Genomic DNA, 20198 nt, shown 5'->3' on the forward strand with positions numbered 1-20198 from the left:
GCCGTGGATGCTTCCTCACGGAAATTGATCGATACCGTCGCCTGGGTCCTGATCGAGGACGGTCGCATCCTGTGCGGGCGTCCCCGGGGCAAGGACGTCTTCTTCATCCCCGGCGGCAAACGCGAAGGCGCGGAAACGGATCTGCAGACGCTGGTCCGCGAGGTCGCCGAGGAGCTGGCCGTGGACATCACCCCCGGCAGCGCCGTGCACGTGGGCACCTACGAGGCAGCGGTACCCGGGCACACCGACACTGTCGTCCGGATGGCCTGCTACACCGCTGATTATCGCGGCGTGCTCACCGCCAGCAGCGAGATCGAGGCGCTGGCCTGGTTCGGGGCCGCCGACCGCGACCTGGTGCCGCCGGTCGACCAGCTGCTCTTCGACGATCTCGCCGCGGCGGGGTCGCTACGGTGATCGGCGCCCTCACCCGGACAGTCGTTTTCGCGCTGCTGGCCCTGCCGCTGGCGGGTACCCGGGTGCGGACCCGGCTGCGGGTGCCGCGCCGATTGCTCCGCGTGCCGGTCAGCGCGGAACGGGTCTCGTGGTGGCGCTGTGGGGTCCACTCGGTGCTCGCCGCCGGCGTCGGCCTGGTGTCCTGGTTCCTGGTGCTGCTGGCGATCATGGTCCTGATCCGCGGGCTCGCCTATCCGCTGCTCGTCGGCGACGGCTACGAGAACGCCTGGGGCGGACCGACCCTGGTGGGGGCATGGCTGGTCCACGCCCTGCTGGGCCTGCTCCTCGCCCCGGCCTTCATCGGCCTGGTCGCTCTGCTGGGCCGCCTGCAACTGCGCCTGACCCGCCGGGTCCTCGGACGCGCCGAGGGCTGGTGGCCGGTGCCGATCGCCGTCGTCTTCACCGCGGTGGGCGTCCTGTTCTGCATCGCCTGGACCCGGCAGCTCTGATAACCACCCGGAGTACGTGCCGGGTCTACGGCCGCAGACCACGCAACGCGGTCTCGACCACCCGGTCGGCGAACTCGGGGGTGAGCGGGCCGCTGCGCAGCAGCCAGCGATCCATCAGCGGGCTCCAGATCAGCGCGATCGCGATGTCGAGGTCGACCTCCGGGGCGAGCTGGCCCGCGGCCCTGGCGGATTCGAGGCGGCGGCGTTTGAGGGCGTCGACGGGGGACTGGAGCCGCTCGGCGTAGGTGGCGGCCAGGTCGGTGTCGTGCATGATCGCGCTGGTGAGGCCACGGAGCGGACGATCGAAACGCGGGTCGGCGAGTTCGGCGACGGTGGCGCGCAGGACCAGTTTCAGGTCGGCTTCCAGATCGCCGGTGTCGGGCAGGCCGGCCTCCGGCGCCTCGGCAGCGTTGTCGGGTTCCGACAGCGCGAGGAGCGCGTCGAGCAGCACCGCGCCCTTGGACGGCCACCACCGGTAGATGGTCTGCTTGCCGACACCGGCGCGCGCGGCGATGGCCTCGATGGTCAGCTTGTCGAAGCCGATCTCGCCGGCCAGATCGAACGCCGCGGTCAGGATCGCGCGCCGGGAGGCTTCATTGCGGCGGGTCACATCCGCGGGCCTGGGCGAGGAGGACTTCGGGGGCATGGCCCCGAATCTAGCATCAAAGAGACGAGACGTTGCGTCTTGACAGGATCCCGTCACCGGTGCACACTGGGATCACGAACGAGACGCAACGTCTCGTCTAGCTCAGGAGGACGATATGCGCACCGCCGCTACCACCGCATCCCGCACCTGGTTCATCACCGGCGCCAGCCGCGGGCTCGGCCGCGCCTTCGCCGAGGCCGCCCTCGCCGCGGGAGACCGGGTCGCCGCCGCGGCGCGCACCGTCGCCGCGCTCGAGAAACTCGCCGCCGCGCATCCGGGCCAGGTGCTGCCACTGGTCCTCGACGTCACCGACCGCGCAGCCGTCGTCACCGCCGTCGACGCGGCCATCGCCCACTTCGGTGCCCTCGACATCGTGGTGAACAACGCAGGCACGCTGTCGATGGGCATGATCGAGGAATTCACCGAAGCCGAAGCCCGCGAACAGATGGAGGTGAACTTCTTCGGCGCGCTCTGGGTGAGCCAGGCCGTCCTACCGCACCTGCGCGCCCAGGGATCCGGGCACATCGTGCAGGTCTCGAGCATCGGCGGCCTCGCCGGATTCCCGCTGTCGGGGATGTACGCGGCGAGCAAGTTCGGGCTCGAGGGCATGAGTGAGGCACTGGCCAGGGAAGCCGCGGATTTCGGTGTGCGCGTGAGCATCCTGCAACCCGGCGGCTACTGGACCGACCTGTACTCCGCGATGCGCAACACCACCCCGATCGAGGCCTACGCCCCGCTGCGCGCGCAACTCGAGGCGCAGTGGGCCGAGGCCTCGGTCGACAGCGAGCCCGCGCTGGCGGCCGAGGCACTGCTGCGACTGGTCGACAGCGACAATCCGCCGCTGCGGCTGCTGCTCGGCGACATGGTCTACGACCTGGCCTTCGACCTGACCCGCGCCAAGATGGCGACCTGGTCGGGCTGGGAGCAGACCAGCCGCGCCGCCGAACGTGCCGTCGCCGCACCGGAACCCGCCTGACCACCACAAAACCGAACCCGCCTTACCCGCATCGGTGCGGGGCAAGGCGGGTTTCGAGGGTGGTCCGCGGGGTACCTACGTGGTAACCGGGGTGCGGGTGGCCCGGTCGATGAGGTACTCCACGAGGTGGGTGAGTACCGCCTTGGCCGACGGGCGATCACGCGCGTCGCACAGGATCACCGGGGTGTTGGGATCCAGGTCGAGCGCGTCACGCACCTCGTCGACGGTGTAGCGCGGGGCGCCGTCGAAGCAGTTCACCGCGATCAGGAACGGCAGGCCACGCCGTTCGAAGAAGTCCACCGCGGCGAAGGAGTTGCTCAGGCGCCGGGTGTCGGCCAGCACGATCGCGCCGAGCGCGCCACGGCACAGCTCGTCCCACAGGAACCAGAACCGGTCCTGGCCGGGAGTACCGAACAGGTACAGCACCAGATCCCGGTCGATGGTGATGCGGCCGAAGTCCAGTGCGACGGTGGTCGTGTGCTTCTGCTCCACCCCCGACAGGTCGTCGACACCGGAGCTCACCTCGGTGATCAGCTCTTCGGTGCGCAGCGGCGCGATCTCGCTGATCGAGGAGACCATGGTGGTCTTGCCGACGCCGAAGCCGCCGGCGATGAGGATCTTGACCGAGGCCGCCAGATGCTGGCCGCCCGCGGACGCTGGGTCAAAGTTTTCGGATGCCATCCAGAACCGCTCGCAATACGTTGAGGTCACCGGGACCGGCCTCGGCCGTCACCGGAGCCCGGAAGATGAGGTGGCCCTCGCCGATGAGGTCACCGACAAGGATCTTGGTCACCGCCAGAGGAAGTTTCAGCACGGCCGAGACCTCGGCCACCGACTGCGGCCGCTTGCACAACTGTGCGATCGTCGCGTATTCGGGCTCGGGACGGCGCAGCGTGGGGGCGGGGTGCACCGCCACCACCACCGTCAGCATGTCCAGGTCGTGCGCCGCGCCCATGGTGCGGCCGCGCGTCATCGCGTACGGCCGCACCAGCGGGCCCGCCGCGTCGTCGAACCACGGATCACCGAGTCGAGTCATGGTGCTGGTTCCTAGAGCTCGGCTAGCCCGTGCCGGGGTTCGGTCGACAGGTAGTTGCCGACGCGCTGCACGGTGAGATTCATTTCGTAGGCGACCATACCGAGATTCGCCGACTCGTTGGCCTGCAGTGCGAGGCAGGCGTTGTCACCGGCGGAGGTGACGAACAGGACGGCGCGATCGAGTTCGATCACCGCTTGCCGTACCCCGCCGCCGTCGAACCGGCTGCCCGCGCTGCGCGCCAGCCCGTAGAGGGTCGACGACATGGCGGCGAAATGTTCGGCGTCCTCACGCTTCATCTGCGAGGAACGTCCGAGCAGCAGCCCGTCGGTGGACAGTACGACCGCGTAGCGGACCCCTGCCAGCCGGTCGACGAGATCGTCGAGCAACCAGTTGAGATCACCTGGGTGGGAAGAGTTCACCTCAGCCTTCCTGTTCGTCCGAATTGGAATCGGTCAATGGTTTGCGACCCTGCCGGGTGCCGTTCTCGATCGCGGACATGATGTCGCGCGCCTGCTCGGCGGAGCGGGGCCGCTCGGGTGCCCGCGGTGCCTCGGCGGCGGGCTCGGTGAGCTCGGGGGCGATATTGGCCTGCCGGTGGCGGCGCGGCAGGGCGGGCCGGTCGTCGTAGTTCTGCGGCTGCACGGCAGGCATTTCCGGGGCGGGCGCCACCACCGGGCGCGGCGGCGGCGGCGGATCGGCGACCAGCGTCGCGACGGGCGCGGGCGCCGACTCGATGGCGGCGATCGGAGCCGGCTCCTGCGGCGCGGCGGGCAGACCGCGGCGCAGCGGACCGGTCATCGCCGGCGGCATGCTCGACGGATCGGCCTCGCCGGCCAGCAGCTGCTGCGGGATGAGCACGATCGCCCGGATGCCGCCGTAGTCGGATTCGCTCAGCCGCACCGAGACACCGTGCGCGGTGGACAGCCGCGCGACCACGAACAGGCCGAGGCGCGAATCCGAGGACAGCGTGCCGACACCGAAGTCCGGCGGATCGGCCAGCATGTCGTTGTAGCGGGCCATGTCCTCGGCGCTCATGCCCATGCCCTGGTCGGTGATCTCGATGACCACGCCCTTGCCGACGACATTGCCGCCCGCCTCCACCCGCGACTGCGGCGGGGAGAACGCGGTCGCGTTGTCGACCAGCTCGGCGAGCAGGTGCACGAGGTCGGCCACGACGGTACCGACGACATTGATCTCGGGCAGCTTGGTGACGCGCACCCGGGCGTAGTCGAGCGTCTCGCCGATGGCCGAACGCACGACATCCATCACCGGAATCGGGTTGCGCCACTGACGGCCAGGGCGGCCACCGCCGAGGATGATCAGGTTCTCGGCGTTGCGGCGTTCGCGCGTGGCCAGGTGGTCGAGCCGGAACAGCGTCTCGAGCAGCGCCGGATCCTCCTGGCGGCGTTCGGCTTCGTCGAGGATCTCGAGCTGGCGGTGCACCACGATCTGGCTGCGGTGGGCGATGTTGAGGAACACCGCGCGCACGCCCTCACGGGTGCGGGCCTCGTCGACCGCGGCGCGCAGCGCGGCCGAGGCGGCGTGCTCGAAGGCCTTGGCGACCTGGCCGATCTCGTCGAGGCCGAAGTCCAGCTTCGGCTCGGTGTCGATGGACTCGATGTCGCCGCCCTCTCGCAGCGCGCGCATGGTGGTGGGCAGGTGATCGTCGGCCAGCGCGAGGGTTTCGGTGCGCAGGCGGCGCAGCCGGCGGATGATCCGGTTGGCCAGCAGGACCGCGATCAGGAACACCAGGATCGACAGCGCGAGCACGCCACCACCGGCGAGGGCGGCATTGACCTCGGCGCGCCGGGCGGTGTCCTGCGCGGACTTCTGCACATCGGCGTTGAGCTGGGTGTAGGTGTCGAGCAGGCCGCGGTTGACCTCGGCCGCCGCGTTCTGCCATTCGGCGGTCGAGAAGGGCAGCGGCGGCAGCGTGGGCTCCTTGCCGCCGGCGGCCTCCACCGCCGCGAGCGCGGCGAAGTGCTGCGCGATCGCGTTCTCCATCGCGGTGAGCTGCTGCCAGGCGGCCGAGGTGCTCAGCGCGGAGATGTTGGTGCGCTGCGATTCGGCGAGTTCGGCGGTGATGTTGGTGATCTCGTTGTGGTAGAAGCCACTCTGGCGGGTGAATTCCTCGAGCGGGATGGCGCTCGCGCCGTCGGTGGCCACCAGCGACAGCGCCAGTGCGTTGCTGCGCGACATCGACTCGGCGGCATTGAGGATGCGCAGACCCTCGGCCACACCGGAGGCGACCACGGCGTCGGGCGCCGCACGCTCGGCCACCTTGGTGCCCTGGGTGAAGACATCGAGCAGGCGGTTGTAGAAGGTGTAGGCGTCCGCGGCGGGCAGCATGCGGGCATCGGCGCCACCGCGGACACCGCTCAGGTGCGTGCCGAGGGTGTTGAAACCACCCTTGTCGTCACCGATCTCGGAATCGTCGACCTCGCGGATACCTTCGGAGATCTCGATGAGAGCTTTGAAGGCGGCGTCGAGGCGGGCGCGCGCCGGCGGTAGGCCAGTGGCCGCGGTCTCGTCGCCGGCGAGATAGGCCAGCGTGAGCTGACGTTCGGATTGCACCGACTCGATCAGCTCACGGGTGAACGGCCCGGCCGCCTGCATCTCCGAGGCCCAGGTCTTGGCCTTGTTGCTCTCGTCGACGAGATAACCCGCGGTACCGACACCGACCACCACGAGGGTCAGACTGGGTACGAGAGCGATCGCCAGAATCCGGGTGCGAACACCGAGTCTCGCTAAGAACATCGCCATAACGTAACGGAATCGTTGCAGTCTTGTCGTGCGTGTCTCGCTGAGCGGGATGTGATTTGAATTGCGGCGGAACGCATTTGCTATCTGCGCGTGAATATGGGAAAGCGAGCTCGCCCCGCCGGCTGAGCCGCGATGGCCCAGTCGGCGGGGGCTCGCCGTGGCCTGGCCGTACCGGGAAGATCCAGCCAGGTCAGGTCGTCGGCGCCGCTAGAGTGTACGGTCGGCGCCGGTGCGTGGGGGCGGTCCAGCGGCCAGCGCCGCGTGCTCCGCGTCGGTCAGCCTGCGCGCGCGCAGCACGAAACGCATGCCCTGCCCGGCTTCGAGAGATTCGGGACCGGCCTGACCCCGCACCGCGTCGACGGTGAGATGGGTGTCCTTCCAGCACTCGAATTGCGCCGGGCTGATCCAGAACTCGGTGTGCCAGCTCAGCCGGCCGAGTAACACATCGGCCTTCTCGATCGGGAACTGCTTGGCCGATAGGCACACCGGGGTGAGATCCTTTTCGTCGCAGCCCTCGCCCGCCTGCCGGAACAGCACGGGGCCGTTGTCCTCGATGAGGCGGCGGAGCAGGGTCTGCGCGCGTTCGGTGATCTCCACACGGTGTATCCGGTTCTGCATCAGAACATCCCGAGTTTCGTCGTCGAGTAACTGACCAGCAGGTTCTTGGTCTGCTGGTAGTGGGCCAGCGTCATGGCGTCGTTCTCCCAGGCAGGGTGCGCGGGGTAGGAGTTGGTCCAGACCCGGTCCGCCTCGAGCTGGCGGCCGAGCCGATGAGCGGTGATCAGATCGCGGGTCCATACGCCCGCACCGAGACCGTAGCGGGTGTCGTTCGCGATGCGAACAGCCTCGTCGATGGTCGCGAAGCGGGTGACCGCGACGACAGGGCCGAAGATCTCCTCCTGGAAGATCCGCATCGTGTTCTCGCCTTCGAAGATCGTGGGTTCCACGTAGTACCCACCGGGCAGTCCGTCGACCTTGCGTGCTTCCCCTCCAGTGAGCACGCGGGCGCCTTCGGCTCGGCCGATGTCCAAGTAGGACAGGATCTTCTCGTACTGGTCGTTGCCTGCCTGCGCGCCGATCATCGTCTCGGTGTCGAGCGGATGACCGGACACGATGGCCTCGGTGCGGGCGATGCAGCGGGCGAGGAACTCGTCATAGATCGACGAGTGGATCAGCGCGCGTGACGGGCACGTGCACACCTCGCCCTGATTGAGGGCGAACATCAGGAAACCTTCGACGGCTTTGTCCAGGTAGCCGTCGTCGGCGGCCGTGACGTCCGGCAGGAAGATGTTGGGGCTCTTGCCGCCCCGTTCGAGCGTGACCGGGACGAGGTTCTCGCTCGCGTACCGCAGGACGAGCCGGCCGGTGGCGGTCTCGCCGGTGAAGGCGATCTTGGCGACCCGCGGGCTCTGCACCAGCGGCTTGCCCGCTTCCATCCCGAACCCGTTGACCACATTGAGCACTCCCGCGGGCAGCAGATCCGCGATCAGCTCGACGATCAGCAGCAGCGAGGCCGGTGTCTGCTCGGCGGGCTTGATGATCACGCAGTTGCCCGCGGCCAGCGCTGGTGCCAGCTTGCGGGCCGCCAGCAGGATCGGGAAGGTCCACGGGATGATCTGGCCGACCACCCCGAGCGGTTCGTGGAGGTGGTAGGCGACGGTGTCGGCGTCGATCTGCGAGACCCCGCCCTCCTGGGCGCGCAGCAGACCGGCGTGCGACCGGAAGCAGTCGATCGCCAGCGGGAGGTCGTAGCTCAGCGTCTCCCGCACCGGTTTGCCGTTGTCCCAGGTCTCGGCCACCGCCAGCGGTTCGAGGCTGTTCTCGATCCGGTCGGCGATCTTGAGCAGGATCTCGGCCCGCTCGGCGACCGGGGTGGCTGCCCAGCGGCCGGCGCCACGGTGTGCCGCGTCGAGTGCCATGTCGATGTCGGCCGCGGTGGAACGGGCCACCGCGCAGAAGATCTCGCCGTCCACGGGCGAGGTGTTGTCGAAATAGCGGCCTTCGACAGGGGCAGCCCAGTCACCTCCGATGAAGTTGTCGTATCGGGGGGCATAGCTGACTATGCCGGTATCCGATCCGGGCTTGCCGTAGATCATGCGCCTCGCTCCCTCGCGACCCTTGCGTGGTGGCTCACACTATGGTCGGCGAAGGTTGGTACGAGGTTGGCGAGTGTGTTCGCGCAGGTCAGGACTGGCGCGCGGTGTAGAGCCGGGCGGTGACGACGGCGCGGCGGACATCGTCGCCCGGAAGTAGCCGCAGGGCGTGCTCGTGGATGGCGATGTCGCCGGGGCAGCGCTGGCCGAAGGCGACGGCGTGCTCGGGCCGGTCGCTGGTGAGCACCGCGTTGCGGATGCCGACGTCCAGGTGCGCGCGCCACTGTTCGACGCCGGGCAGATCCGAGCCGGGCAGCAGCGGACCGCGATAGAGCCACAGCGCCGAGGTGAGATCGCCGCCCTCGATCGCGGCCAGCAGGTCGACGGCGTCGCAGGAGACCAGGCCGGTGAGCATGTAGCGCCGGTTGGTGATCTCGCCGCGGGTGGCCCGCCGCAGATGGGACACATCGGCTTTGAGCGTGTTCAGCGACACTCCGCGATCGCCGTAAACGGCGGCGTGCAGCTGTTCGGGGGTGTAACCGTCGGGTTCCAGTGCCAGCAGGGCCAGGATCTCGAGCTGTCGCGGCGGCAGCGGGACCGGCCTGCCGTCGCGCAACAGCCGTGCGGCGCCGAGGCATTCGAGCCGCACACCCGGTGCGGGCGCGGGCGCCTCGGCGCGCAGCATCGTCTCCACCGCCGTCACCAGGGCACGCACCGAGGTCATCACCATCGGGTGCGAGCGCTCCCAGGTGGAGGACAGGTCGAGCACGCCCACCTGCCTGCCGTCGGGGCCGTGGATCGGCGCGGAATAGCAGACCCAGCCGTGCAGGGCGGCGACCAGGTGTTCGGCGGAGAAGACGGTGACGGCCTTGTCGTCGTGCAGCGCCAGCGACAACCCGTTGGTGCCCATGTGGCTCTCGTCCCACACCCCGCCGGGGGCGAAGTTCACCTGCTCACCTTGCCGTCGCAGCGCGCGATCACCCGCGGTCCACAAGATGGTGCCCGATTCGTCACTGACGACAGCGAGGTAACCCGATTCCTCGGCCATACCACGCAGCTGGCCGGCCAGTTCGGTGACCGGCCTGCGCAGCGGCGACTCCGACCAGCGATCGCTGATGTCGTTGAAGCCCGGCGCGACGGTCTGTCCCGGGTCGACGGTGTGCAGTGAGCGCTGCCAGGATTTGGCGACCTCTTCGCGCACCGCACCGGTATCGCGGGGGAGCTGCAGCGGACGCGAGGGCGCGGCCAGCCGGTTCCACTGCTTCTCGAGCGCGCCGCGATAGTCCGAGAGCCGGTCGGGCCTGGGCGGTCCGGCGATCGGGTCGTCGTGTGCGCCCACGTTCACTCCCTGTCGGTCGGTGACGCACCGGTCTGCGGCCGAGAACCGGTGTGGCGCTTCCTGTTCTATCAGCTGTGCCCCGATGACGCACAGCCTTTGCCGCAGGACCGCCCGGTCGCCGGTGGCCGGAGTGTCGCCGCGCCTTGACGCCGGCGCTACTTGTTGAGGAACAGGCCGGCGATATCGGCGTTCTTGATCTGGGTGTCGATATTGCGCTGGCCCGCGCACAGCAGGTCGACCTGCACGATCATCGAATCCACCAGGGTGCCCGACGGCTCGTTGTCGGTGCCGTTGCGTTCCTTGATCGCCTTGGTGATGGTGATCCGTTTGGTGTCGGGTTCCTGGTTGACGTAGTCGCGGCAGGTGGTCTCGCCGCCCTGGTTGAGCACCCGCTCCACCTCGGCGCAGCCGCCGGTCAGGACGGCCAGCACCGCAACGCCCACCGCTACGGCGCCGGTTCGGGTGCTCGCGTGCATGGTTCCTCCTGGATGGTTCGCCGAGCGCACCTGCGCATCGAGTCGGCTACAGCCTATGCGGTGGGTGAGTCAGGTGCGGTGGATCCGCAGCGGAACCAGCACCTCGTCGGGCGTCAGCGACCCGTGGTGGCCTGCCATCATCGTCTGCATCGGCTCGGCGGCGCTGCGGACCACGCCCGCGTCACCGGTCGCGACCACGACCAGATCGCCGATCCGCGCGGCGGCGTCCTCGGTGACCCGCGGTCCGAACCAGCCGGCCGCGATCGCCTCGGCCCTGGTGCGCACCAGGAACCGGTCGCCGAGCATGCCGCGCCAGGTATCGGCGACCGTGGCGGTCGCGCCCGCCTCGGTGTAGACGTGGCGGGCCCGCGGTTCGCCGGCCAGGGCGGCCACGCCGTCGGGCAGGACCGGGTGGGTGTCGAAGTCGACGCGGTCGACGAGCTCGACCATGCCGTGGTCGGCGGTGACGATCAGCGCCGAGCGCGCGGGCAGCCTGGTCGCGAGTTCGGCGGCGATCCGGTCGACATTGGCCAGCTCGAATCGCCAGGCACGGGTACCGGGACCGCGCGCGTGACCGGTGGTGTCGAGATCGGCGTGATAGGTGTAGACCAGCGTCTTCGGTGCCGTGGTGATCGCCGCCAGTACGCCGTCGACCAGGTCACCGACCGAGTAGGCGGCGCGGAAGCCGCCACCGCGCCAGCCCGCCCTGGTCAGGCCGGAGCCGTCCTGGTAGCTCGGCGCGACCTGCACCGCGGCGATGCCTGCGGCGCTCGCGCGGGCGAAAGCGGTGGTGGCGGGCTGGATCCGGTCCGGCGGGAACGCGGTGAGCGCGTCGACCTTCGGGCCGTCGCCGACGAGCTGCCAGCGCAGCATGTTGAACAGCCGCTCCTCGCCGGGCAGCCGCACCTGATAGCCGACCACGCCGTGCTCGCCCGGCGGGACCCCGGCGCCCAGGGTGGTCAGACTGGTGGCGGTGGTGCTCGGGAATCCCGTGGTCAGGGTGGCGGGCGGCAGGCTCGACAGGAATGGCGCCGCTGCGGATTCGGCGGCCAGCGCGTTGGCGCCGAGCCCGTCGACGAGCAGCACGCACACATGGTCGACATCGAGTCCGAGCCCGAGCCGGTCGGTTTCGCCGGGCACGCCGAGGCAGGCCAGTGCGGAGGGAAGGAGATCGGCGATGGAACCGTCGCCGTACTGCGGAATCAGAAGGTGTCGCTCGCTCACGCCTGCCCGGTTTCGAATCGGCTGATCAGCCCGTCACGCAGGACGAACCGCCAGGTGGTACGCATCGAACCCCAGCGGCTGTTGGTGTAGTCGGCGGTCAGCGCCAACCCGTCCTCGTCGACCGAGTCGACGAGGAGATGCCCGTTGGCGCTGAAGATCTCGGCTTCGGTCCACTGCGCCAGATTGCGTTCGACCCCGTCGTCGGACATGGTCGCGTCCTCGGTGAGCACACCGTAGAAGCGGTCGGTGTCCTGGGCGTTGAGCGCGTCGACGAACGCCTCGACCACCGGGTCGAGTTTCGCGGTGCCAGACATCCGGCCTCCTGGTCGAGTCGATAACGCGTCGGTGGTGCAGTACTTCCCACTCTAGGGGAGTCGACACGCCGGATCACGGGAATATGGGCGGCGCGTCAGGACTCGATCGGGCGCGCCGCGATGAGCGCGGTGAACCCCCGCATGATCGCGTCGACCAGCTCGGGGGTGTGCGTGCCCAGCTGGGCGCTGCGGTTGTCGAGGTGCCCGTCGAGCCACAGCGAGGCCAGCCCGTGGGCGAGGCCCCACCAGGCGATGGCGAGTCTGTCGGCACCGTCGGCAGGCAGCGTGCCTGCGGCGACGCACTCGCCGATCGTGTCGGCGAGGACATGGAAGGCCGCGTCGCCGGCGTCGTGCGCGTCGGGGTGCTTCTCCGGCTGGGACAGCTCGGGCCGGAACATCAGCCGGAACTGGGCCGGATGCTCGCGGGAGAACCGGACGTAGCCCTCGGCCAGATCGGCGAGTGCGCCGAGCGGGGAGGCCGAGGCCGCTTTGATCGCGACGAGATCGGCGGCCAGCTGCTGGAAGCCGTCGACCGACAGGGCCGAGAGCAGGGCGGCGCGGTCGGCGAAGTGGTGGTAGGGCGCGCCGCTGCTGACCCCGGCCTCCCTGGCCACCCGGCGCAGGCTCACCGCGGCCAGCCCCTCGGTCTCGATCAGGCGCAGGCAGGCGTCCATCAGCGTGGCCCGCAGGTCGCCATGGTGATAACTGGTGCGCTTCACCCTGGCGAGCCTATGCGAGCGGCACCGTTACATCGGCACTGGACAGAGAATCTATGCGGTGTTTAGATTATTTGAGCACCGCTCAGATCAATGGTTCCCACGAAGGGTGAACACCATGACCACTCGGGTACTCGTCACCGGCGCGACAGGATTCGTCGCCGGCCACTGCATCGCCGAACTCCTCGACCACGGCTATGCCGTGCGCGGCACCGTGCGCGACCTCGGCGCGGAGGCCGACCGCGCCCACCTGACCGAGGCGGCCCGCCGCGCCGGCGGCGAACTGGAATTCGTCGCCGCCTCGCTCGACGACGACACGGGCTGGGCCGAGGCGGTGACGGGCTGCGACACCGTGCTGCACGTGGCATCGCCTTTCCCGTCCGGTCCGCCCAGGCACGAGCGCGACCTGATCGAACCCGCCGTCGACGGCACGCTGCGGGTCCTGCGGGCCGCCGCCGCGGCAGGCGTGCGCCGGGTGGTGCTGACCTCCTCGGTCGCCGCCGTCGCCTACGGCCACGACGTCGACGCGCGGCGGACCGAAGCGGACTGGTCGGTGGTCGACCGGGTACCCGCCTACCAGAAGAGCAAGACCCTCGCCGAGCGCGCCGCCTGGGAATACATCGGATCACTCACCGGCACAACCGTTCCCGAACTCGTCGTGGTCAACCCCGGCATGATCCTCGGGCCGCTGCTGGCCGCCAGGACCAGCACCTCGCACGAGCCGGTGCGCCGGCTGCTGACCCGGGCGGACCCCGGCTCGGTGCGCACCGGCTGGACGCCGGTGGACGTGCGCGACCTGGCCGTGGCACACCGGCTGGCGATGGAAGTGCCCGAAGCCGCGGGCAACAGATACATCTGCGCGGGCGAGCCGCTGTGGATGCCGGACCTTGCCGCCATGCTGGCCCGCGACTACAACCCGCAGGGGTTCCGGGTACCGACCAGGGTGTTGCCCAACTGGGTGGTCCGGCTGGCCGCGGTGTTCGACAAGACGATCCGGCTGACGCTGCCGGTGCTCGGCCGCACCGAATACGTCAGTGCCGACAAGGCCCGCCGGGAACTCGGCTGGACGATGCGCCCGATCGAGGAGACCGTCCGCGACACCGCCGACAGCCTGATCGCCGCCGGCATCGTCACCGCACCGGGTCCACGGCGCGCGCAGCCGGTCGCCGCCGCGCGGGCCGTCAGCGCCACTCCTGGCGTTGCAGGTCCAGGATCACCGGGCGCATGAGGGTGGAGACCTCGGGGTCGGTGGCGCGGCGGTCGGGGGCGAAGACGGTGGCCGCGGCCAGGGTCCGGTCGTCGAGGGAACGCAGCGGGCCCGGCGGGTGCAGGGCGGGTGTCGGGGTGTCGGTGGCGGCCAGGACGAAGCCCCAGTCGCCGAAGCTGGGCACGTCCACGTGGTACGGCGCGGTCCGCAACCCGGCGGCTCGCACGGTCGCGTCGATGGTCCAGAACGAGCGCGGCGCGAAGAACGGGGAACCGGCCTGCACCACCATGCGCCCACCGGGAGCCAGCACGTTCGCCGTCATCGCGTAGAACTCCTGGGAGTACAGCTTGGCGACGGAAGTCTGGTCCGGGTCGGGCAGATCGACCACGATCGCGTCGAAAAGCCCTGGTGCGCCGCGTAACCAGGCGAAGGCGTCGGCGTTGACCACCCGGACCCGCGGGTCGTCGAAGGAATGCTGATTCAATGCGGTGAGCCGCTCGTCGGTGCGGGCGAGCTCGATCATCGCCGGGTCGAGCTCGACCAGGGTCACCGCCTCGACATCGGGATAGCGCAGGATCTCGCGCAGCGCGAGCCCGTCGCCACCGCCGAGGACCAGCACCGAACGGTGCGTGCCCGCGAGCACGGGGTGGACCAGCGCTTCGTGATAGCGGTACTCGTCCACCGAGGAGAACTGCAGCCCGCCGTTGAGGAACAGCCGGGTGTCGGTGGTGCCGAACGGGGAGAACGACTCGGTGAGCACGATCTGCTGATACTGCGTGCGTGACTGCCACACGATCGGATGCGCGAACAGCGCCTGCCGCGCCGTCGCCTCGAACCGGTCGGCGTAGAGGTAGGCGCCGGTGAGGCCCGACGCCACCACCAATGTCGCGGCGATCAGGCTGTGCCGGGCCGGGCGCGGCATCCGGTCACGAAAGAAGAAGAACGCCAACGCGAGACCGGCGATCGCATTGACCACCCCGACCACCAGGCTGCCGCGGATCTGCCCGAAGACCGGCAGCAACAGGAACGGAAACGCCAGCCCGCCGAGCAGCGCGCCGACATAGTCCGCGGCGAACAGATCGGCGACCGCGCTGCTGGCCTCCTGTTTACGGATCTGCTGCAGCAACTCCATCAGCAGCGGGATCTCGGCGCCGACCAGCATGCCGATCACCGCCGCGGCCACGATCAACGTGCCGGTATAGATATTGAGCCAGGCGAAACTCGCGTACAGCGCCGCGACCGACAGGCCGCCGATCACCGCCAGTGCCAGTTCCACCGCGACGAACGCCGCCGCCGCGTACCGGCGCAACGGCTTGGCCGCCAGCGCACCCACACCCATCGCGCACACCATCACGCTCAGCGTGATCGAGGCCTGTGCGGCGGTGTCACCGATCAGGTAGCTGCCCAGGGTGACCAGGGACAGCTCGTACACCAGACCGCAGGCGGCGCAGACGAACACCGTCGCCAGCAGCGCCGCCCTGGCCAGGCGGTGCCGGGGCATCAGGTCAGGCCCGCGGCCACCACCAGGCCGACCGCGACATGCGCCGACGCGGTCACCCACACCGCGGGATGCGGTTCCGGATCGGCGACCACGGCGCGGAAATCGCCCGGGGTGAGCGCGTCGAGCAGTACGAACGCCAGCGCCATCGCGGCCAGGCCGATCACGCCGTAGACCGCGCTGGCCAGCAGGGCCTGCACGATCTTGCCCTCCGAGGTCCAGATGGCGGCGGCGACGATGATGCCGACACCGAACAGGTTCGAGGCCAGCAGGATCGCGGCGTTGCGATTGCGTTCGAGCCAGATCTGGGCGCGCAGGTCACCGGGGGTGAGCAGGTCGACAAGACCGAAACCGACGGCCATCAACACGATTCCCACCGCGGAATAGGCGAGCGCGGCGCCCGCGTCCGCCGCCAGGTCGGCGAGCATGAGTGTTCTCCTTCTACTTGCCGCCGGAATCGCTGCCGCCGCCGCGGTAGTCGCCCGCCGCGGAACCGCTGTTCCAGCCGTAACTGTTGACGTGCGAGTGATGGCGGCGGGTGCCGTTGGCGAAACTGTCGACCAGGATCAGCGAGCCACCCGCGTGCGGGGACACCGCGATGAGGTCACGGTCGAAACGCAGATAGTGGTTGTCGCCGGTGTTGCGTTTGTCGCGCGGATCGGTGGCCTTGGCGATCGCCGCCGCCACTGCCGCGGGCGCGGCCGTCGCGGTGAACGCGAGCCCGTCGTTCACCTGATCGAGCGACTTGGCCCGCAGATATCGCTCGGCCACGAACTCGCGCGGATCCGCGTCCCTGGTCACCCAGACGATGACCAGCACGGTGACGATCAGCGCCACCACGGCGAGCACCCCCGCCACGATCCATCGTGTCCGGTTCACCACAGCACCCCGAACCCGGTGCGCCGCACGACTGTCGGCGATGTATTGATAAGAACCCTCCCCGTCGAAAACTCGACGGACTCTATCACCTATCGACCTCGATCCGGACATTCCGGTCCCTCACGCACGGGCCTGCCGAGCCTCCGGCGGCCCGGTGTCCGGGCGTGATCGCTGGTCAGCGGGGGCGGTGCCAGAGGAGGGTGTAGCGCCAGAGGAGCCGCCGGTGTAGCTGGGCGCCGGGAAGGAATTCTCTGGTCGCGGCCCGGATGTCGGGGAAGGGGTCCTCGGGGTCGCGGACGGTGACGGTGGGACCGGGGTGGTGGTCGCGATGGCGTCGGTTGGTGGCCCAGCTCCCGAGGAGAAGCGGCAGGTAGGCGAAGTCGGTGAGCGGATGGAGTTTCCAGAGGCCGACAACAGCGAGGGTGCCGCCGGGGGCGACCAGGTGGCGCAGGGCGGTGAGGCCCTCGCGGAGTGGGACGTGGTGCAGGGTCGCGACGGCGGTGACCATGTCGAAGGTGTCGTCCAGGTCGCGGAAGTCGGCCTTCTCGAAGTGCACGTTCGGGGCCGGGGCGGCCGTGGCGAGCGCGGCGCCGTCGAGGTCGACGCCGAGGACCGCGTCGCAGCGGGTCGCGAGCTTGCTGGCGAGGAGTCCGTCGCCGCAGCCGATGTCGAGTGCCGTGCGGGCGTGGGCGGGCACCTGTTCGAGGATCCAGGGGTGGTAGTGGGTGTTGTGGTTCCAATAGGGGTCCGTCGACATGTCTGGTCAACGGGCCGGAGCCGCGCGGGGTTCCGGGCGGAAAGTCTTGTGCGCGTTGACGGTTTCGGGATCTGCCCGCCGCGTGACCGGGCAGCGGGCCGGCGAACCCGGGGCGATCGTCCAGGACGGCACCGTAGCCGGATCGTGATTCACGTGGAACCCCCGATGCACTCGCTGCCGAAAACCGGTGGGGGGAGCGGATGCCCGTTGCGCAGCGTGCATCGACCGCAGATCAGCAGGTCAGCACCTCACCGGGCGCGCATCGAAAGCTGTTGCGTCGAACCGCCGCTCGGACTCCGCGTCGACTGCAATGGTGCACCGACTGCTGAACTTCCGGACCAACACGGCAAACAGGGCACCGCCCGATCGAGGACGACGCCCTGGTTACCCCGGCGATCAGCTACTGGCCGCCGCGGTGAACGGCGCCACCGACGGCACCGCCACCGGCCGCGACGGATGCCGCCACACACCCTCGCGCTCGAGAATCGGCAGGACACCCTCGCCGAACCAGTACGCCTCCTCGAGGTGCGGGTACCCCGAGAGCACGAACTGGTCGATGCCGATGGCCGCGTATTCGAGCAGCCGTTCGGCGACCTCGGCGTGCGAACCGACCAGCGCGGTCCCCGCTCCGCCCCGCACCAGGCCGACACCCGCCCACAGATTCGGCGCGATCTCGAGCTGGTCGGTGCGCCCGTTGTGCAGCCGCGCCATCCGGCGCTGCCCCTCGGAATCGCTCCTGGCCAGGTTGGCCTGCACCCGCTCGATCTCACCGGGCGCGATGCCCGCGAGCAGCCGGTCGGCCTCGGCCCACGCCTCGGCGGCGGTGTCGCGGCTGATCACATGGATCCGCAGCCCGAAGTCGACGGTGCGGCCCTCGATCGCGGCCAGCCCGCGGATCCAGTCCAGCTTCTTCGCCACCGCCTCGACCGGCTCGCCCCAGGTCAGATAGGTGTCGGCGTAGCGGGCCGCGATCGGGCCGGCCGGCGCCGATGACCCGCCGAAGAACACCGGCGGGATCGGATCCGGACGCGCGCTCAGGACCGCGTCCTGCACCCGGAGGTGCTGCCCGGCGAAACTGAACGGCTCGGCCGACTCCCACAGGCTCCGGACGATGTGCAGGAACTCGCCGGTGCGGGCATAACGCTCGGTCTTGTCCAGGAAATCGCCGTAGGCCTCCTGCTCGCGCTGCTCACCGCCGGTCACCACATTGAGCAGCAGGCGCCCGGCGGAATGGCGCTGGAAGGTCGCCGCCATCTGGGCGGCCAGGGTGGGGCTGGTCAGGCCGGGTCGTAGCGCGACCAGGAACTTCAGCGTCTCGCTGGTCTGGATCAGCATGGCGGTGGTCAGCCAGGCATCCTCGCACCATGCGCCCGTGGGGGTGAGCACGCCTTCGAAGCCGTTGTCCTCGGCGGCGGCGGTGAGCTGGTTGAGATAGCGCAGGGTCGCGGGCCGGTCACCGGACATGAAGCTGCCGTGTCCGCCCGCGACCAGCCCGCGCGAGTCGCCGTAGGTGGGCAGGAACCAGTGGAACGACAGTCGCTGTTCGGTCATGCCGTCGATGCTGTCGGCCCCGGCCTGCCCCGTCACCGATTGCGATCACCGTGCGCGGAATAGGCCGCCGCCCCCGCTCAGGACCACCGGAACTAGACGTAACTACGCGAAACACGTAACCTCGGGGGAGGCTCGGGCGACGATGCCCGGGCGGCGACGACCCTACGAAACGAGTTTCCTCCATGACGCGGCATGTCGACGTACTGATCATCGGCGCTGGCCTGTCCGGAATCGGCACGGCTTGTCACCTCACCCGCGAGCAGACCGGACGCAGCTACGCGATCCTGGAGCGCCGCGCGAACATCGGTGGCACCTGGGACCTGTTCAAGTACCCGGGCATCCGCTCCGACTCGGACATGCTCACCTTCGGTTTCGGCTTCCGTCCGTGGATCGGCACCAAGGTCCTCGCCGACGGCGCCGCCATCCGTCAGTACGTCGAGGACACCGCGAAGGAATACGGCGTCACCGACCACATCAGCTTCGGCCGCAAGGTCGTCACCGTCGACTTCGACCGCGCCGCCGCCCGGTGGACCGTCACCGCCCTGATCGAGGCGACCGGCGAGACCGAGACCTGGACAGCGGACTTCCTCGTCGGCGCCAGCGGCTACTACGACTACGACGCGGGCTACCAGCCCACCTTCCCCGGTCAGGACGACTTCCGAGGCACCATCGTGCACCCGCAGCACTGGCCCGAGGACCTGGACTACGCCGGCAAGAAGGTCGTGGTGATCGGCTCCGGCGCCACCGCGATCACGCTGATCCCGTCGATGGCCGACAAGGCCGCCCACGTCACCATGCTGCAGCGTTCGCCCACCTGGATCCAGGCGCTGCCGTCGGACGACCCGGTCGCCATCGGCCTGAAGAAGTCGCGGGTGCCCGATCAGATCGCCTACAAGATCGGCCGTGCCCGCAATATCGCGTTGCAGCGCGCCAGCTTCCAGCTCTCGCGCACCAACCCGGAGCTGGCCAAGAAACTGATGCTGGCCCAGGTGCGGCTGCAGGTCGGCAAGAACGTGGACCTGCGCCACTTCACCCCCAGCTACAACCCGTGGGACCAGCGCCTGTGCGTGGTACCCAACGGCGACCTGTTCAAGGTGCTCAAGAGCGGCAAGGCCGATATCGTCACCGACCGCATCGCGACCTTCACCGAGCAGGGCATCCGGACCGAGTCCGGCCAGGAGCTCGAGGCCGACATCATCGTCACCGCCACCGGCCTCAACGTGCAGATGCTCGGCGGCATCGCGATGAGCATCGACGGCGAGCCGGTGAAGTTCAACGAGACGGTCGCCTACAAGAGCGTGCTGTACTCCGACATCCCGAACTTCCTGATGATCATCGGCTACACCAACGCCTCCTGGACGCTCAAGGCCGACCTCGCCGCCGCGTACCTGTGCCGCGTCCTCAACATCATGCGCGACCGTGGCTACACCACCTTCGAGGTGCACGCCAACCCCGAGGACATCGCCGACGAATCGCTGATGGGCGGCGCGCTGACCTCCGGTTACATCCAGCGCGGCAACGCCGCGATGCCCCGGCAGGGCGCGCGCGGCGCCTGGAAACTGGTGAACAACTACTACCGCGACCGCACGCTGATGCACAAGGCGCCGATCGAAGACGGTGTCCTGCGGTTCAGCAAGGTCGGCACCGCCGTCGAACCCGGCGAGCAGGTCGCCGACGCCTGACCCGGAAAACCCGCGACGGGGCCCGGCACACCACGGTGTGCCGGGCCCCGCCGTCGGTGTGGACCGGTGGGTTCGGTTCACCCGGGCGAGCTTTCAGCGTCTCCCGTACTATCGCGGGCGAGGACACCGCCCGGGGAGA

General features: G+C 69.5%; 22 protein-coding genes. 5 read left to right on the forward strand and 17 right to left on the reverse strand.

From position 1 onward, the window contains the following. Positions 1-3 precede the first annotated feature (3 nt). Positions 4-414, forward strand: coding sequence for an NUDIX domain-containing protein (locus ACFXK0_RS20495; RefSeq protein ID WP_379412102.1), 411 nt, complete (start codon positions 4-6; stop codon positions 412-414). Next, a complete protein-coding gene (locus tag ACFXK0_RS20500; protein WP_379412103.1) occupies positions 411-902 on the forward strand; it encodes a hypothetical protein in 492 nt (163 codons plus the stop codon). Before ACFXK0_RS20495 ends, ACFXK0_RS20500 begins: the two co-directional genes overlap by 4 nt. A gap of 25 nt (positions 903-927) precedes the next feature. Here the strand turns inward: ACFXK0_RS20500 and ACFXK0_RS20505 are convergent, their stop codons facing one another. Next, a complete protein-coding gene (locus ACFXK0_RS20505) occupies positions 928-1548 on the reverse strand; it encodes a TetR/AcrR family transcriptional regulator (protein WP_379412104.1) in 621 nt (206 codons plus the stop codon). A 115-nt stretch (positions 1549-1663) separates the two neighbouring features. On the opposite strand from ACFXK0_RS20505, the gene ACFXK0_RS20510 reads away from it, so the two are divergent. Beyond that, positions 1664-2524 (forward strand): SDR family NAD(P)-dependent oxidoreductase, encoded by an 861-nt coding sequence (locus tag ACFXK0_RS20510; protein ID WP_379412105.1) that lies wholly within the window; start codon positions 1664-1666, stop codon positions 2522-2524. Between the two features lie 75 nt (positions 2525-2599). On the opposite strand, the gene ACFXK0_RS20515 is transcribed toward ACFXK0_RS20510, so the two are convergent. The 11 genes from ACFXK0_RS20515 to ACFXK0_RS20565 all read right to left on the reverse strand — a co-directional run bounded on the left by ACFXK0_RS20515 (position 2600) and on the right by ACFXK0_RS20565 (position 12488). Then, on the reverse strand, positions 2600-3205 hold the full coding sequence (locus tag ACFXK0_RS20515) for an ATP/GTP-binding protein (protein ID WP_379412106.1): 606 nt from the start codon (positions 3203-3205) through the stop codon (positions 2600-2602). After that, entirely contained in the window at positions 3186-3560 is a 375-nt protein-coding gene (locus ACFXK0_RS20520) for a DUF742 domain-containing protein (RefSeq protein WP_379412108.1), read from the reverse strand. The genes ACFXK0_RS20515 and ACFXK0_RS20520 overlap by 20 nt, the downstream gene beginning before the upstream one ends. Positions 3561-3571: 11 nt before the next feature. Further along, positions 3572-3979 (reverse strand): roadblock/LC7 domain-containing protein, encoded by a 408-nt coding sequence (locus ACFXK0_RS20525; RefSeq protein WP_379412109.1) that lies wholly within the window; start codon positions 3977-3979, stop codon positions 3572-3574. 1 nt (position 3980) lies between these two features. Beyond that, positions 3981-6317, reverse strand: a complete 2337-nt coding sequence (locus ACFXK0_RS20530; protein ID WP_379412110.1) for a nitrate- and nitrite sensing domain-containing protein — start codon at positions 6315-6317, stop codon at positions 3981-3983. A gap of 213 nt (positions 6318-6530) precedes the next feature. Further along, on the reverse strand, positions 6531-6941 hold the full coding sequence (locus ACFXK0_RS20535) for a DUF779 domain-containing protein (RefSeq protein ID WP_379412112.1): 411 nt from the start codon (positions 6939-6941) through the stop codon (positions 6531-6533). Then, positions 6941-8419, reverse strand: a complete 1479-nt coding sequence (locus ACFXK0_RS20540; protein WP_379412113.1) for an aldehyde dehydrogenase family protein — start codon at positions 8417-8419, stop codon at positions 6941-6943. The genes ACFXK0_RS20535 and ACFXK0_RS20540 overlap by 1 nt, the downstream gene beginning before the upstream one ends. Positions 8420-8507: 88 nt before the next feature. Further along, the gene (locus ACFXK0_RS20545) at positions 8508-9755 is read right to left on the reverse strand and encodes a transcriptional regulator (RefSeq protein ID WP_379412115.1); all 1248 of its coding nucleotides are present in this window, start codon (positions 9753-9755) and stop codon (positions 8508-8510) included. A gap of 155 nt (positions 9756-9910) precedes the next feature. Then, on the reverse strand, positions 9911-10231 hold the full coding sequence (locus tag ACFXK0_RS20550; RefSeq protein WP_379412116.1) for a hypothetical protein: 321 nt from the start codon (positions 10229-10231) through the stop codon (positions 9911-9913). Positions 10232-10300: 69 nt separating this feature from the next. Continuing rightward, positions 10301-11455: an alkaline phosphatase family protein gene (locus ACFXK0_RS20555; protein WP_379412118.1), complete on the reverse strand. Its 1155-nt coding sequence runs from the start codon at positions 11453-11455 to the stop codon at positions 10301-10303. After that, on the reverse strand, positions 11452-11769 hold the full coding sequence (locus ACFXK0_RS20560) for a nuclear transport factor 2 family protein (RefSeq protein WP_379412119.1): 318 nt from the start codon (positions 11767-11769) through the stop codon (positions 11452-11454). The genes ACFXK0_RS20555 and ACFXK0_RS20560 overlap by 4 nt, the downstream gene beginning before the upstream one ends. 95 nt (positions 11770-11864) lie before the next feature. Beyond that, a complete protein-coding gene (locus ACFXK0_RS20565) occupies positions 11865-12488 on the reverse strand; it encodes a TetR/AcrR family transcriptional regulator (RefSeq protein WP_379412120.1) in 624 nt (207 codons plus the stop codon). A gap of 115 nt (positions 12489-12603) precedes the next feature. Between ACFXK0_RS20565 and ACFXK0_RS20570 the strand changes: the two genes are divergently transcribed. Continuing rightward, positions 12604-13713 (forward strand): NAD-dependent epimerase/dehydratase family protein, encoded by a 1110-nt coding sequence (locus ACFXK0_RS20570; RefSeq protein ID WP_379412122.1) that lies wholly within the window; start codon positions 12604-12606, stop codon positions 13711-13713. Here the strand turns inward: ACFXK0_RS20570 and ACFXK0_RS20575 are convergent. The 5 genes from ACFXK0_RS20575 to ACFXK0_RS20595 all read right to left on the reverse strand — a co-directional run bounded on the left by ACFXK0_RS20575 (position 13667) and on the right by ACFXK0_RS20595 (position 18377). Next, positions 13667-15193, reverse strand: a complete 1527-nt coding sequence (locus tag ACFXK0_RS20575) for a polyamine aminopropyltransferase (protein ID WP_379412124.1) — start codon at positions 15191-15193, stop codon at positions 13667-13669. The two genes, ACFXK0_RS20570 and ACFXK0_RS20575, sit on opposite strands and share 47 nt — an antisense overlap. Beyond that, the gene (locus ACFXK0_RS20580) at positions 15193-15618 is read right to left on the reverse strand and encodes a DUF350 domain-containing protein (protein ID WP_379412125.1); all 426 of its coding nucleotides are present in this window, start codon (positions 15616-15618) and stop codon (positions 15193-15195) included. Before ACFXK0_RS20580 ends, ACFXK0_RS20575 begins: the two co-directional genes overlap by 1 nt. A gap of 13 nt (positions 15619-15631) precedes the next feature. Continuing rightward, positions 15632-16069 carry a DUF4247 domain-containing protein gene (locus ACFXK0_RS20585; protein ID WP_379412126.1) on the reverse strand — a complete coding sequence of 146 codons (438 nt, stop codon included), beginning with the start codon at positions 16067-16069 and terminating at the stop codon, positions 15632-15634. Positions 16070-16244: 175 nt separating this feature from the next. Beyond that, positions 16245-16826: a class I SAM-dependent methyltransferase gene (locus ACFXK0_RS20590; protein WP_379412127.1), complete on the reverse strand. Its 582-nt coding sequence runs from the start codon at positions 16824-16826 to the stop codon at positions 16245-16247. Positions 16827-17222: 396 nt separating this feature from the next. After that, positions 17223-18377 (reverse strand): LLM class flavin-dependent oxidoreductase, encoded by a 1155-nt coding sequence (locus ACFXK0_RS20595; protein ID WP_379412128.1) that lies wholly within the window; start codon positions 18375-18377, stop codon positions 17223-17225. A 182-nt stretch (positions 18378-18559) separates the two neighbouring features. Here ACFXK0_RS20595 and ACFXK0_RS20600 point away from each other — a divergent pair, with 182 nt between their 5' ends. Next, positions 18560-20059 (forward strand): flavin-containing monooxygenase, encoded by a 1500-nt coding sequence (locus ACFXK0_RS20600; RefSeq protein WP_379412129.1) that lies wholly within the window; start codon positions 18560-18562, stop codon positions 20057-20059. The last annotated feature ends 139 nt before the right edge of the window (positions 20060-20198 follow it).

The organism is Nocardia sp. NPDC059177 (genome assembly GCF_042755165.1).
Lineage (GTDB): Bacteria > Actinomycetota > Actinomycetes > Mycobacteriales > Mycobacteriaceae > Nocardia.